15 protein-coding genes are annotated in these 14,392 nt (G+C 71.7%); 8 read left to right on the top strand and 7 right to left on the bottom strand.

Features of this window, described 5'->3' with window-relative positions:
- Window positions 1-3: 3 nt before the first annotated feature.
- The 3 genes from DEJ03_RS06895 to DEJ03_RS06885 form a co-directional block, all read right to left on the bottom strand.
- On the bottom strand, window positions 4-723 hold the full coding sequence (locus DEJ03_RS06895; protein ID WP_110864022.1) for a Type 1 glutamine amidotransferase-like domain-containing protein: 720 nt from the start codon (window positions 721-723) through the stop codon (window positions 4-6).
- On the bottom strand, window positions 720-1,247 hold the full coding sequence (locus tag DEJ03_RS06890) for a phosphoribosyltransferase (RefSeq protein ID WP_051596753.1): 528 nt from the start codon (window positions 1,245-1,247) through the stop codon (window positions 720-722). The genes DEJ03_RS06895 and DEJ03_RS06890 overlap by 4 nt, the downstream gene beginning before the upstream one ends.
- Window positions 1,248-1,329: 82 nt before the next feature.
- Window positions 1,330-2,103 carry an SDR family oxidoreductase gene (locus DEJ03_RS06885; protein WP_110864021.1) on the bottom strand — a complete coding sequence of 258 codons (774 nt, stop codon included), beginning with the start codon at window positions 2,101-2,103 and terminating at the stop codon, window positions 1,330-1,332.
- Window positions 2,104-2,225: 122 nt separating this feature from the next.
- Here DEJ03_RS06885 and DEJ03_RS06880 point away from each other — a divergent pair, with 122 nt between their 5' ends.
- From DEJ03_RS06880 to DEJ03_RS06855, 6 genes are all read left to right on the top strand, one after another.
- Window positions 2,226-3,317 carry an acyltransferase family protein gene (locus DEJ03_RS06880; RefSeq protein WP_110864020.1) on the top strand — a complete coding sequence of 364 codons (1,092 nt, stop codon included), beginning with the start codon at window positions 2,226-2,228 and terminating at the stop codon, window positions 3,315-3,317.
- Window positions 3,318-3,610: 293 nt separating this feature from the next.
- Window positions 3,611-4,942, top strand: a complete 1,332-nt coding sequence (locus tag DEJ03_RS06875; RefSeq protein WP_110864019.1) for a bifunctional o-acetylhomoserine/o-acetylserine sulfhydrylase — start codon at window positions 3,611-3,613, stop codon at window positions 4,940-4,942.
- A 254-nt stretch (window positions 4,943-5,196) separates the two neighbouring features.
- The gene (locus DEJ03_RS06870; RefSeq protein WP_110864018.1) at window positions 5,197-6,399 is read left to right on the top strand and encodes a homoserine O-acetyltransferase; all 1,203 of its coding nucleotides are present in this window, start codon (window positions 5,197-5,199) and stop codon (window positions 6,397-6,399) included.
- A gap of 132 nt (window positions 6,400-6,531) precedes the next feature.
- Window positions 6,532-7,689: a sensor histidine kinase gene (locus DEJ03_RS06865; RefSeq protein ID WP_110864017.1), complete on the top strand. Its 1,158-nt coding sequence runs from the start codon at window positions 6,532-6,534 to the stop codon at window positions 7,687-7,689.
- Window positions 7,686-9,008, top strand: a complete 1,323-nt coding sequence (locus DEJ03_RS06860) for a hypothetical protein (RefSeq protein WP_084740710.1) — start codon at window positions 7,686-7,688, stop codon at window positions 9,006-9,008. Before DEJ03_RS06865 ends, DEJ03_RS06860 begins: the two co-directional genes overlap by 4 nt.
- Window positions 9,009-9,095: 87 nt before the next feature.
- The gene (locus DEJ03_RS06855) at window positions 9,096-9,767 is read left to right on the top strand and encodes a response regulator transcription factor (protein ID WP_017888182.1); all 672 of its coding nucleotides are present in this window, start codon (window positions 9,096-9,098) and stop codon (window positions 9,765-9,767) included.
- A 217-nt stretch (window positions 9,768-9,984) separates the two neighbouring features.
- Here DEJ03_RS06855 and DEJ03_RS06850 read toward each other — a convergent pair whose 3' ends face one another.
- Window positions 9,985-11,250 (bottom strand): MFS transporter, encoded by a 1,266-nt coding sequence (locus DEJ03_RS06850; protein ID WP_110864016.1) that lies wholly within the window; start codon window positions 11,248-11,250, stop codon window positions 9,985-9,987.
- Between the two features lie 166 nt (window positions 11,251-11,416).
- Window positions 11,417-11,596, bottom strand: a complete 180-nt coding sequence (locus tag DEJ03_RS06845; protein ID WP_071404570.1) for a hypothetical protein — start codon at window positions 11,594-11,596, stop codon at window positions 11,417-11,419.
- A 128-nt stretch (window positions 11,597-11,724) separates the two neighbouring features.
- Between DEJ03_RS06845 and DEJ03_RS06840 the strand changes: the two genes are divergently transcribed.
- Window positions 11,725-11,913 (top strand): hypothetical protein, encoded by a 189-nt coding sequence (locus DEJ03_RS06840; protein ID WP_146237667.1) that lies wholly within the window; start codon window positions 11,725-11,727, stop codon window positions 11,911-11,913.
- Between the two features lie 3 nt (window positions 11,914-11,916).
- Here the strand turns inward: DEJ03_RS06840 and DEJ03_RS06835 are convergent, their stop codons facing one another.
- Both DEJ03_RS06835 and DEJ03_RS06830 read right to left on the bottom strand, forming a co-directional pair.
- Window positions 11,917-12,225: a thiamine-binding protein gene (locus tag DEJ03_RS06835; RefSeq protein ID WP_071404568.1), complete on the bottom strand. Its 309-nt coding sequence runs from the start codon at window positions 12,223-12,225 to the stop codon at window positions 11,917-11,919.
- Complete coding sequence (locus DEJ03_RS06830; RefSeq protein WP_110864014.1) at window positions 12,222-13,535, bottom strand: glycosyltransferase 87 family protein; 1,314 nt, start codon at window positions 13,533-13,535, stop codon at window positions 12,222-12,224. The genes DEJ03_RS06835 and DEJ03_RS06830 overlap by 4 nt, the downstream gene beginning before the upstream one ends.
- Before the next feature lie 83 nt (window positions 13,536-13,618).
- Between DEJ03_RS06830 and DEJ03_RS06825 the strand changes: the two genes are divergently transcribed.
- A complete protein-coding gene (locus DEJ03_RS06825) occupies window positions 13,619-14,329 on the top strand; it encodes a YceI family protein (RefSeq protein WP_110864013.1) in 711 nt (236 codons plus the stop codon).
- Window positions 14,330-14,392: the final 63 nt, after the last annotated feature.

Genomic DNA, 14,392 nt, shown 5'->3' with positions numbered 1-14,392 from the left:
CGGCTACGCGCCCATGGTGGCGACGGCCACCGACTCCTCGCCGGCCATCACACGCCAGACGCTGCCGGTCCCGCGGACCTCGAGCGCGCCCTCGCCGACGACGAGCGTGGTGTCCTCGTCGATCGCGAGTCCGGCGGTGACGAACTCGGCCTCGGCGCAGGCGATGAGCCGCGCGAGCGTGCCGGCCTGCACCGCGTGCACGTCGATGGTCAGGTCGACCAGGCCGAGGCCCTCGCGGAGCTCGACCTCGTCCAGCCCCTCGGACGCCGCCTCGGGGCAGATCTCGACGCCGCCGATGCGCCAGCCGCCCACCAGGGCACGGTCGGCGGCGATCATCGCACCGGCCGAGTAGCCGAGGTAGGGCAGACCGTCGGAGACGAGCAGCCGGAGCTGGTCGACGAGCGGGGCGATCGCCGCCAGGTAGTCGGGGGTGACGCCGCCGCCGACCACCAGGGCGTCGACGTCGCTCAGGACGGTGGTGTCGAAGACCTGACCGGCCGCGACCTCGGTGACGAGCACCTCGGCCGTGCGCGGGCCGCCGAGGACCTCGGCGATGTCGGCCGTCGACGACGGGCTGCCGCCGTCCGGGCCCGCCACGGAGAGCAGGGCGATGCGCGGGATGCTCCGGCCGACCGCTGCCGAACGGGCGGTCGCCTCGGCGAGGAACGGTGCTGCGGCGTCCGAGGCGGCGAACAGACCGCCGCCGACCAGGTGGATGCTCACGACTCGGCCGTCACGGGGGCGAGGGCGCTCCACGGGAACGTGATCCAGCCGTCGACCCGGCGCCACACGTGGTCGGGCTCGAGGACAGTGCCGGGCTTCGAGTACAGGCAGGCGCTCCGGACGTCGGCACCGGCGTTCCGGATGATGTCGACCACCAGGCGCAGGGTGCGGCCGGAGTCCGACACGTCGTCGACGACGAGGACCCGCTTGCCGGCCAGGCTCGGGGCGTCGAGGGCGGGGGCGAGCACGACCGGCTCCTCCAGCCGCTGCTCGACGTCGGTGTAGAACTCGACGTTGATCGAGCCGCACTCCTTGGTGCCGAGGGCGTACGCCACGGCGCCGGCGATGATCAGTCCGCCGCGGGCGACGGCGACGACGACCTCGGGCTCGAAGCCGCTGGACAGGACGTCCTTGGCGAGCAGGCGTGCGGCGTCACCGAACTCGAGCCAGCCGAGTACCTCGGGCCCGCTCGTCACGGTCACGGTGGACGGAGCCGCGGGCTCGGGTTCGCTGCTGATCGGCATCCGACCACGGTACCGGCAGGGAGCCCGCGCCCGCGACCCGCGGCAGCAGCCCGGGCGCTGCGCGGGTCCGGCGCGGGTCGGCTCAGCGGGGCGTCAGCGGGCCGCGCGCCAGCTTGTGCTGCGCCGACTGCGCCACCGGCCGGATCGTCACGAGGTCGAGGTTCACGTGTGCCGGCAGCTCCACCGCGTGCACGATCGCCTCGGCGACGTCGTCGGCCACGAGCGGCTCCGGCACGTCGTCGTACACCGCGGCGGCCTTCTGCTCGTCCCCGCGGAACCGGGTGAGCGCGAACTCGTCGGTCTTCACCATGCCCGGCGCGATCTCGACGACACGGATCGGCTCGCCGTTCAGCTCGAGCCGGAGCGCGCCGACCAGGGCGTGCTCGGCGAACTTCGCGGCGTTGTAGCCGCCACCGTTCTCGTACGCGACGAACCCGGCGGTGCTGGTCACCGTGACGATGTCCGCTCCCCCGGACGCGCGAGCGCGGTCGCGCAGGTGCGGCAGCAGCGCGGAGACGACACGCTTCGTGCCGATCACGTTGACCTCGAACATGGCGCGCCAGTCGTCGACGTCGGACTCCTCGACGCTCGCCGAGCCGAACGCCCCACCCGCGTTGTTCACGAGCACGTCGGCGCCGCCGAGGTCCGCGACCCGCGCGGCGAGCGTCGCCACGTCGTCGGCGTCCGTGATGTCGGCGACCAGGGTGTCGGCCCCGGTCTCCGCGGCGAGCGCCTCGAGCTTCGCGGCGCGGCGGGCCACGGCGAGCACGTCCCAGCCCCGCGACCGGAACAGCCGGACGGTGGCCGCCCCGATGCCCGAGCTCGCTCCGGTGACGACTGCGCGCCGTGCTGCCATGTGATCTGCCTCCTGCGTCGGTGACCGGGCGTGTGGTTGCCCGGTCCGCCCACCGTACCGAGCGGGACGCTTCCGGCACCGCACCGGGCCGTGCAGGTCACGATCCGGTAACGTGACCGGCGATGACGACGGATGCCGCCCCTCCCGCCCCCTCGGCCCCGGCGACGCAGCTCGAGCCCGGTCGAGCCCCGCGCCGGATCCCGATGTGGGACACCGCGCGGTTCGTCGCGGTCACGCTCGTGGTCATCGGCCACGCGATCCAGCGGCAGACGCCGGCGAGCGAGCACGCCCTGGCGCTCTACACGTTCATCTACGCGTTCCACATGCCGGCGTTCGGTGTGATCAGCGGCTACTTCTCGTCGGCCGACACCCCGACGGCGAAGCGGATGCGGCGGACGATCACGGACATCGTCGTGCCGTACATCATCATGCAGACGATCTGGACCGTGGTGCAGGGCATCGTCGAGGGCGGCAAGGACTTCAACCCGACGAAGCCGACGTGGACCCTGTGGTTCCTGCTGGCCCTGGGCATCTTCAAGCTGATCCTGCCGTACCTGGCGCAGCTGCGGTGGCCGCTGTTCTGGGCGGTCGTGTTCAGCATCGGCGTGGGCTACTTCGACAACGTCGACTCCACGCTCTCGCTGTCCCGCGCGATCAGCCTGCTGCCGTTCTTCCTGCTCGGCTGGCAGGTCAAGCAGTGGGGCGTCTTCGACCGCTGGTACGAGGCGTCCCGCCGCACGGTCGTCCGGGTGCGGATCGCCGCCGTCGTGGTGTTCGCGGCGTGGGCGGTGTCGTGCGCGGTCTGGATCCCGCAGTTCAAGGAGTTCGACCTGCACCACTGGTTCTTCTACGACGACTCCTACTCGGGGCTCGGCGAGGACGCCTGGTGGGCGGGTGCGGTGCGCTTCGGCCTGATGCTGCTCGCGACCTTGCTGACGGCGTCGTTCCTGGTGCTCATCCCCCGTCGGAACGTCTGGATCACGCAGTTCGGCGCGGCGACGATGTACGTCTACCTGCTCCACACGTTCGTGCTGTACCCGATCCGGGAGTCCGGCGTCCTGGCCGGCGAGCACTCGGCATGGCCGTTCGTGCTCCTCATGGTCGTCATCGCGTGTGCCGTCAGCCTCTTCCTGGCGCAACCCTTCGTGCGGCGTGGGATGCGGTGGCTGCTCGAGCCGAAGGTCGACTGGCTGTTCCGCCGCGACAAGGCGTAGCGGTGCCACCTCGCACCGTGCGCGTTCCTCCGGCCGGCGCGAGCTTGCCCGTTCGGTGCGGCGCGGCAGTGCCGCACCGAACCACCGACCTCGCACCGTCCGACGGTGACAGCACGGTGCGGACGGACGGGAGGCCCGTGGCGCGTCGGGCGGCTGCGTTACGTCCCGAGGCGGGTGCGGTGGTGCGGGCCCGGCCACCTGCGTACCGTGACACCCGACGCACAGCCGCGCCGCGCCTCCAGGCCGAGCGCAGGGCGACCCGACGACCAGCCGCACCGGACAGGAGCACCAAGATGACCGAGCACGACGCCGCGCAGTGGCAGTTCGAGACCACCCAGGTCCACGCCGGCGCACAGCCGGACCCGACCACCGGGGCCCGAGCGACGCCGATCTACAAGACGACCTCGTACGTCTTCGCGAACTCGGACGAAGCGCGCGACCTGTTCGCGCTCGCCAAGCCGGGCAACATCTACTCCCGGATCATGAACCCGACGAACGACGTCGTCGAGCAGCGGATCGCCGCGCTCGAGGGCGGGTCCGGGGCCCTGCTCGTCGCCTCCGGCCAGGCCGCCGAGACCTACGCGGTGCTGAACATCGCCGGGGCGGGTGACCACATCGTCTCGTCGTCGTCGATCTACGGCGGCACGTACAACCTGTTCAAGTACACGCTGGCGAAGCTCGGCATCGAGACGACGTTCGTCGAGGACCAGGACGACCTCGAGGAGTGGCGCCGCGCGGTCCGCCCGAACACGAAGCTGTTCTTCGCCGAGACCATCGGCAACCCGAAGATCAACGTCCTCGACATCACGGGCGTCAGCGACGTCGCCCACGAGTCCGGTGTCCCGCTGATCGTCGACAACACGATCGCGACGCCGTACCTGATCCGTCCGTTCGAGCACGGTGCCGACATCGTGGTGCACTCGGCCACGAAGTTCCTCGGCGGCCACGGCACGGTCATCGGCGGGATCATCGTCGACGGCGGGAAGTTCGCCTGGTCGCAGCACGCCGACCGGTTCCCGGAGTTCAACACGCCCGACCCGTCGTACCACGGCGCGGTCTTCGCCGAGGCGGTCGGCAACGAGCTCGCCTACATCGTGAAGGCCCGGGTGCAGCTGCTCCGCGACCTCGGTGCGTCGAACTCGGCGGACACGGCGTTCGCGCTGCTGCAGGGAATCGAGACCCTGTCGCTCCGCATCGAGCGGCACGTGTCCAACGCGCAGGAGATCGCGGAGTGGCTCGACCAGCACCCCGACGTCGCCACGGTCGCCTACGCCGGGCTGCCGACGTCGCCCTGGTACGCGGCCGCGAACCGGTACGCGCCGAAGGGCGTCGGTGCTGTGCTGTCGTTCGAACTCAAGGGCGGGGTCACCGCGGGCAAGGCGTTCGTCGACAACCTGCAGCTCTTCTCGCACCTGGCGAACATCGGTGACGTCCGCTCGCTCGTGATCCACCCGGCATCGACCACGCACTCGCAGTTGACCCCCGAGCAGCAGCTCACCACCGGGGTCACGCCCGGCCTGGTGCGCCTGTCGGTCGGCATCGAGAACATCGCCGACCTGAAGGCCGACCTCGAGGCCGGGCTCGCCGCGGCCCGGGCGACCGCGCAGGAGAGCCAGCGCGCGTAGGGCCCGCGGGCGCTGCCTGTCGATGCGCGTGCATGTTGCGACGTCCCACGTGTCGATCGACGCGTGGGACGTCGCTCGTTGCACACGCATCCGGTACGTGCGCATGGTGCGACGATCCACGAGTCGAACGACGCGCACGATGTCGGAACATGCGCGCGCACGGAACGGCGAGCGCGGCCTGAAGCCCGGCCACGCGCCGGGCGTGACGTAACACGGCGGCGGCGACCCGCGCCTCCCGGCAGACTGGACGCACGATGGACTGGCAGACGACCCCCGAGGACTCCGTGCCGTCCACCCTGGTGCCCGGCACCGAACTCGGCACCCTCGGCAAGCCGCCCGTGACCGGTGCCTGGCGTCCCGGTGACCACCCGGGTGCACGCCACTTCGAGTCCCTCGGCGAGCAATGGGTGCGCGGCGGCCGCCTGCCGTCCGTGCGCGTGGCCTACGAGACGTGGGGCACGCTCAACGCCGCCCGCGACAACGCGGTGCTCGTCCTGCACGCCCTGACCGGGGACTCGCACGTGACCGGTGCCGCCGGCCCGGGCCACCGCACCGCCGGCTGGTGGGGCGACGTCGTCGGCCCCGGCCGGGCGATCGACACCGACCGGTGGTTCGTCATCGCGCCGAACATGCTCGGCGGCTGCCAGGGCACCACCGGGCCGTCGTCGGTGTCGCCGACGGGCGCGGAGTGGGGCTCGCGGTTCCCGTTCGTGACGGTGCGCGACCAGGTCGAGGTGCAGGCGCAGCTCGCCGACCGGCTCGGCATCGAGACCTTCGCGGCCGTCGTCGGCGGGTCGATGGGCGGTATGCACGCCCTCGAGTTCGCGGTCTCGCACCCCGCGCGCGTGCAGCGGCTGGCGGTCCTCGCGTCGACGGCACAGACCACCGCCGACCAGATCGCGGCGAACTCGCTGCAGCGAGCCGCGATCCAGATGGACCCGGCGTTCGCGGGCGGCGACTACTACGAGGCCGACGTCGGCGAGGGCCCGCACCGCGGGCTGTCGCTGGCCCGACGGATGGCGTTGATGACGTACCGGGCCTCCGACGAGCTGAACAGCCGTTTTGCGCGGTCCTGGCAGAGCGACGTCTCCCCGCTCGGCGACGACGGCCGGTTCTCCGTGGAGAGCTACCTCGACTTCCACGGCAACAAGTTCACCCGGCGGTTCGACGCCTCGAGCTACGTGACGCTGACGTACGCGATGGACTCGCACGACGTCGGCGCCGGGCGCGGCGGGGTCTCGGCGGCACTCGGGCTGGTGACCGCACGGACCCTGGTCGTGGGGATCTCGAGCGACCGGCTGTTCCCCGTCGAGGACCAGCACCGGATTGCCGCGGGCGTGCCGGACGCGCTCGACGGGGACACCGCAGCGGTGATCGAGAGCGAGTTCGGACACGACGGGTTCCTCATCGAGCACGAGCAGGTCGGGGCGCACCTGCGGCGGCTGCTCGACTCCTGAGCGGGCCTGCCTGCCACCACGGCGCGCCGAAGACCCCCCAACGGGTGGCGCGCGTGGAATGATGGCGTGGAGCTCGGCACTGACCGACGCTCGGTTTCCCGCACCGCCAGATCGTCACCAACCAGGACATCGATGGACTTCATCGCACAGGAACGCGACCGCTTGCTGCGGTCGGCGACCCGTGTCGTGGGCATCGTCTGCGCGCTCGTCAGCGTCGTGGGCATCCTCTCCGCCGCCGCCGTGCCCACGCTGCCCCTCATCGGCGCACTCCTCTGCATCGCCGCGATGATCACCGCGCTCGTGTGCTTCGCTCGCGGCGGCGAAGTGTGGTGGACCGCCGCCATCGTCGTCGCCGGACTCGCCACGATGGTGCTGCTCTTCACCGGAGTCCCCGACTCGGCGCGGCCCCTCGTCGCCAGCGCCGTCATGCCCCTGGCCGCCGGCGGGCTCTCGGCACCGCTGATGGCCCAGCGCGGGCACCCGGTCGGTCTCGCCATCACCATCGCCGGGGGCGGCGCCGTGGTGGTGCTCATGGTGTGGGGATCGGGCTCGCTCCTGTCGACCCCGGTCAGCGGCGCACTGCTCGGGTGGGTCCTGATGGCCGTCGTGGCGATCTGGATCTCGCGCAGCATCCCCCGCGTCGCCCGCCGCATCTACAGCATCGGCACCGCCCATCGCGCCGAACGGCAGGCCAGCGAGACCGAGGCGCAGCGCCGCCAGGGTGCCCGCCTGCTGCACGACACGGTGCTCGCGACCCTGACGCTGCTGGCGCACTCCGGCGTCGGCGTCTCCGAGCAGGCCATGCGCGAGCAGGCCGCCGAGGACGCCCGACTGCTGCGGCACCTGCGCCTCGGTGCGACCCCGCAGCCCTCGCAGTCCGGTGACTACTCGCTCACCCGTGAAGAAGAGTCGCCCCTCGGGCAGACCCTCGAGTCGGTCAAGCAGCGCTTCGGCCGGATGGGGCTCGAGGTCAGCTGGCACGGCACCGGGCAGGTCCTGCTGCCGTCGAACGTGCTCGACGCGTTCCTGCTCGCGCTCGGCGAGTGCCTCGAGAACGTCCGTCGGCACGCCGGGGTCGGCGAGGCGCACGTCACGATCGTCCACGACAACGAGGTCGTCCGTGCGATGGTCACCGACTCCGGCGTCGGCTTCGACCTCACCACCGTCAGTGCCGAGCGACTCGGCTTCAAGGAGAGCGTCGTGAACCGCCTGCGCGAGGTCGGCGGCGACGCGAAGCTCTTCTCCGCGCCGGGCTCCGGCACCACCGTCGTCCTGGAGGCACCGCGATGACCCGGGTCCCCGAGGACACCATCGGCCGCAGCCTGCCCGGCGAGACCGCTCCACCAGCCCCCCGCACCCGACGCGAGGCGCGCGAGCGGTACCGCACGAGCGAACGTCGCCAGGCCAGGGGGCTCCCGTCGACGTCCACCGGTGCCCGGTCCCTGCGGCAGGCCGCCAAGCCCGGGGCCTCGCTCGGTGCCGGGTACCTCGGCCTCGGTGCCGCGGTCCTCACCGCGATCGAGGCCGTCGCCGGCATCGCGTTCTTCCTGGTGCGCTGGAACGAGTACTCCGACCCGTGGTTGCCCGCGGTCGCCTGGGGGCTCTACGTCGTCGCCGCCGTCGGGGTCGGACTCAGCGTCCTGACCTACGGCGAACGGCTGACGGGTCCGGCCTTCGCGCTGATCTGCGTCGTGCTGGCCTGCGTGGTCACGCTCGACTTCATCGGCATCTGGCCCGAGCACGACATCGCGCACACCGCGACCGCGTCGATGGCCGCCGGGTTCGCCCTGTTGCCGATCGCCACGCTCCGCCCCGCCCGCGAGGTCGCCGTCGCCATCGGTGCGCTCGGCATCGCGTTCATCGTGATGGCCGTCGCGTCGACGCCGATCACGAACGACACCATGCCCGGCATCGTGTCCCTGCTGTCACTCGTCGTCGTGCCGCCGGCGCTCGCGCTGTACGTCGTGCAGCGGTTCCGCCAGCTCGTGCAGCGGGAACTCGACCGGGTGCTCGTGCAGAGCAACGTGCAGGCGCCGCAGTTCGCTGTCGGCATGCTCGCCTCGGACGAGCTCGCCCGGCTCGACCTGGCCGCCGAGAAGCTGCTCGACGCCGTCGCCAACGGCACCGACCCGCTGCCGCTGTCCGACGCCTCGAGCTCCGTCGCCGCGTCGCTCGCCACCGAGCTCCGCCTGCACCTGATCGAGGGCCGTCGCGAGACCTGGCTCTACCACGCGATCACCGAGTCCGACCACCTCGGTCGCTCGGTGAGCGTCGCCGACCCGACCGCCCTGGCGGGGCACCTCTCCCCCACCCAGCGCGACGGGCTGCTGCAGGCGATCTGGCAGATGGTCGGCGACGGCCGCACCGCGCAGCCCGGCATGCCCGTCGTCTCCGTCACCCTCGGCCCCATCGGTTCCGACGGTCACCCGGTCAGCGACGACACCATGGACGTCCCCGTCGTCATCGAGTCCCGAGGGGTGCCCCGGCGCAGCCTCGGCCCGACGGCGTGGAGCGCCCTGCAGCGCATCGGCCCGTACACCGAGACCGTCCGCGACGGCGCGCTGCACATCGTCGCGCACTGCGTCGTGAACCGACATCCGTCGATGTAGCTGCCGGACACCCGCACGCCTGACCGACTTCCGGCCCGCATCCTCCTAGGATCGGCCGAGCAATCCGCACCGAGAAAGGACGCCAGCATGGCGACTCCAGAGGAACCGATCCGACTCGCACTGGTCGACGACCACAGGATGCTCCTCGGCGCGCTCACGGAGTGGATCCGGAACGCGGCCGACGACATCACCCTGGTGGCCGCCGTCACGACCTGGCCCGAGCTCCTGACGAGCCCGGCGTTCCCGGTCGACGTGGTGCTGCTGGACCTGGACCTCAAGGACTCCATCCCGGTGTCGCTGAAGATCTCGACGCTCAAGACCGCGGGCGTCAAGACCGTCGTCATGAGCACCTACTCGGAGCCGAACGTCGTGCGCGAGGCCCTCGGCGCCGGCGCGCTCGGGTACCTCGTCAAGAGCGAGGACGCCGACATGATCGTCGAGGCGATCCGCTCCGCCCAGCGCGGCGAGCAGTACGTCTCGGCCGAGCTCGACCTCGCCATCAACAGCGGTGACGTCGGCGGTGTCCCGAAGCTCAGCGCCCAGGAGCGTCGCGTGATGGCCCTGTACGGCGGTGGCGAGCCCGTCAAGAGCGTCGCCTACCAGCTCGGCATCTCCGAGGAGACCGCGAAGAGCTACCTCAAGCGCATCCGTGAGAAGTACCGCGTCGCCGGCTTCGATGTCGGCACGAAGGTCGCGCTGCGGAAGCGTGCGATCACCGACGGCATCATCGTGCAGGACGGCAGCCCCCTGGGGCTGTAGCGCGCGGCGCGCTTCGCGCGGCGCGCTTCGCGCGGCGCGCTTCGCGCGTTGCGCTTCGCGCGTTGCACTTCGTGAGCAGCAATGGTCGGGTCCCGTCACGGGACCCGACCATTGCTGCTCACCATGTGCGGTGGCCGCGCCATACGACGGACGGGAGGCCCGTGGCGGCGTCGCCACGGGCCTCCCGTCCGGTGGGTGGGTGCGCACACCCCGCGGGTCAGGCCGTCGGGACCGGTGCGGTGATCGGACCGGTGGACGGTGACGAGGAGCGGACCGCGGCACGGCGGGTGCTCCGCCGCTCGACCGCGTAGCTGACCATCGTCACCAGGACGCCGAGCAGCGCCAGGCCGATGCCGAGCCAGCCCGGCGCGAGGAACCCGAAGCCGGCCGCGATGACCGCGCCGCCCAGGGCAGCACCGATCGAGTTGCCGATGTTGAACGCCGAGTGGTTCAGCGCCGCCGCGATCGTGCGGGCGTCACCGGCGACGTCCATCAGGCGCGACTGCACCGCCGGCGGGATCGCCGACGACGTCGCCCCGAGCAGGAACGCGCCGAGCAGCATGCCCCAGAGCCACTGCGCCGTCAGGACGGTGACGAGCAGGGCGCCGATGAGCGCGAACATGCCGACGTAGATCGTGCGCTTCACGCTGCGGTCGGCCAGGTGTCCACCGAGCACCCCGCCGACGACCATGCCGATGCCCACGACGACGAGCACGATCGGCACGAACGACTCGGGCATCCCGGTGACGTTCTGCACGAGCGGCGAGATGTACGAGTACACCGCGAAGAACCCGCCGAACCCGACGGCGCCGAGGCCCATCACGATCCAGACCTGCGGCACGCGGAACGCCCGGAGCTCACGGCCGATCGTGGCGTGCTCGTCGCGGGCGCTCTTCGGCACGAAGGCCGCGACGGCCAGGAACGTCAGGGCGAACAGCGCGGCGACGACGCCGTACGCGACCCGCCACCCGGCCACCTGCCCGACCCACGTGATCGCCGGGACCCCGACGACGTTCGCGACCGACAGGCCGAGCAGCACCATGGCGATGCCCTTGCCGCGCTTCCCCGGGCCCATCATGTCGCCGGCGACGATCGACGCGATGCCGAAGTAGGCGCCGTGCGGCAGGCCCGCGACGAAGCGGGCGACGAGCACCAGGCCGAACGAGGGCAGCAGTGCGCTCGCGATCGTCGCGACGACGAACCCGACGAGCAGCACGAGGATCAGGCCCTTGCGCGGGAACCGTGCGGACATCGCCGCGATGGTCGGCGCACCGACCACCACCCCGAGGGCGTAAGCACTGACCAGCCAGCCGGCGTGGGCGATCCCCGCGTCGGGGTCGATGCCGTACTGCTCGGGGAGCAGGGCCTGCGCGATGTTCGGCAGCAGCCCCATCGCGACGAACTCGGTCGAGCCGATGGCGAACCCGCCGAGGGCGAGCGAGATGAGCGCGAGGGTGCGACGCGCAGGCGTGAGCTGTGACATGGGGCCTGTTCTCGTGCGGGCGGAGCGGGACGACGGTGCAGCACCCCACCGGACGGGGCGGCCGTGATGTCCTGGTCCGTCGAGTGTAAACCGCTCCAACGGACCAACGAAAGCCCGGTGGTGCTCAGCTCGGAGCGTTCAGACCGGCAGCGCTCGGGCCGTCGGCTCAGGCCGCCTGGCGCTCCGGGGTGCGGGTCCGTGCGGGGGCCTGCTCGGGCAGCTCGTCGCGGTGCACCCATCCGGTGCCGCACTCCGCGCAGGTCGCCCAGGCGTTCTCGCCCTGTTCGTCCGTGTCGATGACGACCGTTCGCAGGTCGCAGTCGGGGCACCAGCCGTCGTGCATCATCACGCGCTCCTCATCGTCGTCTCGCAGGCCACCGGAAGTGGCTCGATGCAGACCATGAGACACCCGGCCACCGACATCCGAGGGACCGCTCCGGCGTGTCGGTCAACGCTGCGGTGCAGGATGACGACGTGCCCACCGTCACGACCGTCCTGGCCTCCTGCGCCGCCGGCGCGCCCGCGAACTGCGAGGACGTCACCGACCCACTCGGGATCGTCGTCGTCGTGGTGTTCGCGGTCGCCGGCCTCGTCCTGCTGACGGTCGCCGCGGTCTTCGGCACCGACCCTCGTCGCCGTAGGCGTCCGCGTCGGCGCCGGTGACCGCTACTCGCCGAGCGCGGCCTCGAGCCGTTCGAGCTTGCCGTCGATCTCGCCGGTGTGCCCGGGTCGGATGTCGGCCTTGAGGACGAGCGACACCCGCGTGCCGTACTCGCCGACGGCCTCGGTGGCGCGCTTGACGACGTCCATGACCTCGTCCCACTCCCCCTCGATCTCGGTGAACATCGACGAGGTGCGGTTCGGCAGCCCGCTCTCGCGCACCACGCGGACAGCGGCCGCGACGGCGTCGTGCACGGACCCGTCGGACGTTGCAGCGGGACCACCGGACGGAGCGACGGAGAAGGCGACGATCATGCGTCCATCCTGCCCGGCTCGGGCTGGTCGCGCACGGACGGCGACGAGCGCGCCGACACCCGTCCGGACCCCGCAGCCCGTCCCATCCGCACCAGCACGACCACGCTCCACACCAGGATCGCCACCTCGAGCAGGTTCCGCAGCGTGAGCACCATGAGGATCCACGGCTGCACGCCGAGCAACTGGTCGTAGTAGCCCGGGTAGACCAGCTGCGTGAGCAGGGCCATCGGCAGCGCGAGCACCGCGATGGGCACGAACCGGCGCGCACTCAGGGTGCCGGCCGCGAGGCCCCAGACGATCGGCACCGCGAACCAGCCGATGTACTGCGGCGACCCCACCTTGTTCGTCGCGATGAGCGCCGCGACGAACAGCAGCGCGAGCACCGGCGCGAGCTCGGCCCGACGGGCACCCCGGCGCGCGGCCCAGAGCGCGAGCACGACCCCGGCCACCACCACGACGGCCATCAGCGGCGTCGACACGGCCGCGGTGGCGGACGTGCCGGCACCGGACACCTCGAAGGTCAGGATCTCCTGGTCGTAGAACACCGCTGCACCCGGGACGCCGAAGGCTGCGGCCCACATGAAGGGCGTCGCGAGCGGTGACTCGATCTGCAGCGCACGGCCGGTCTGCTCACCGACGAACGACAGCAGGTACGGCGCACCGCCCCACAGCACGTCGACGAGCACGATGAGGGCGCTCAGCACCAGCGCCCCGGCGAGCACACCCCGGCGGTGTCCGCGACGCAGGAGCAGCAGCACCGCGACGAGCGCCGCGGGCCACACCTTCGTCCACGCGCCGGCGGTGAAGAGTGCGGAGGCGACGGCCGGTCTCGAGGCCACGAACGCCACGCCCACCAGCGCGAACACCGTCGCGACGGTGTCGATCCGACCGAGCGCGATCGGCCCGAGCGCGAGCAGGAACAGCAGCCACCACCAGACGACCCGCACGCCGTGCACGCCGAAGCGGTCGGACGACCCCACGCGCGCCCGAAACCGCCACAGGAACGCGCACGCCACGGCGTCGAGCAGCACCATCAGCAGCAACCAGCCGGAGCCGATCGATGCGACTCCCCCGAGGGCCGCTGCCGCCATCGGCACGATCGCCAGGATCGGGTACACCCAGGCGCCGTCGATGCCGACCCAGAAGTCCGCGGTCCGCCCGGTCTCGATCCAGCGGCTGTAGGTGATGGTCACGTCACCGAGCGGCAGGTTCGCCGACACGAGGGTCAGCCACCACAGGAACCCGTGCACGGCGACGAACGCCAGGACGAAGCCGGCGAGTTCGAGCCACCGGGTCGAGGTCCTCTGCACCGGACGAGCGTAGCGGCCGGACCGAGGGCGATCGCTGCCACGGACTCAGGGTCTCCCGAGCATGACGTGTCACCGTTCTGCTCGTGACCTCCGACACACCGCGCAAGCGCCGCAAGGCCGTCATCTGGATCTCCGTCATCGCCGCCGTCGTCGTCCTCGGCGTCGTGGGCGCGGTGGTCTTCACGAACGTCTACACGAGCAACGAGAACGCGAAGGCCTCGGCTGCGCCGTCCGTCGCCGCTACCCGTGAGGCCTCCACCCTCGACGACACGGACCTGTCCGGCGAGTGGACGGTCGGCGGCGACTCCGAGGCCGGGTACCGCGTCCACGAGGTCCTGAACGGCTCCGACGTCACCGTCACCGGCCGCACCGACAGCGTCTCCGGCACCGCGACCGTCGACGGAACGAGCATCACCGCCGCCAAGATCGCGGTGCAGGTCGCCGACATCACCACCGACTCCGACCAGCGCGACGCCTACTTCCGCGACTCCGCGATGGACGCCGCGGCCTTCCCCGAGGCCACCTTCGAACTCACCGGACCGATCGCCGACGCGGTCCCGAGCGGCTCCGACACGACGACCGTGACGGCCCTGGGGAAGCTCACCCTGCACGGCGTCACGAAGGACGTCACCGCGAAGCTGCAGGTCGGCCTGAACGGCGACGGCGTCGACATCTCCGGCTCGGTCCCGATCACCTTCTCGGACTACGGCGTGCAGGCCCCGAGCCTGGGGTTCGTCAAGGTCGACGACGCGGGTTCCGTCGAGTTCCTGGTGCACGCGACCCCCGCGAGCTGACGTCCGCGACGCGGTTGCGACCTTGCACCTGTCGAACCCGTGGTGTCCCGTCGGAACATGCGC

The organism is Curtobacterium sp. MCLR17_043 (assembly GCF_003224215.1).
In the GTDB taxonomy this organism is placed as follows: Bacteria; Actinomycetota; Actinomycetes; order Actinomycetales; family Microbacteriaceae; genus Curtobacterium; species Curtobacterium flaccumfaciens.
This window is presented reverse-complemented; position numbering and strand designations above follow the sequence as displayed.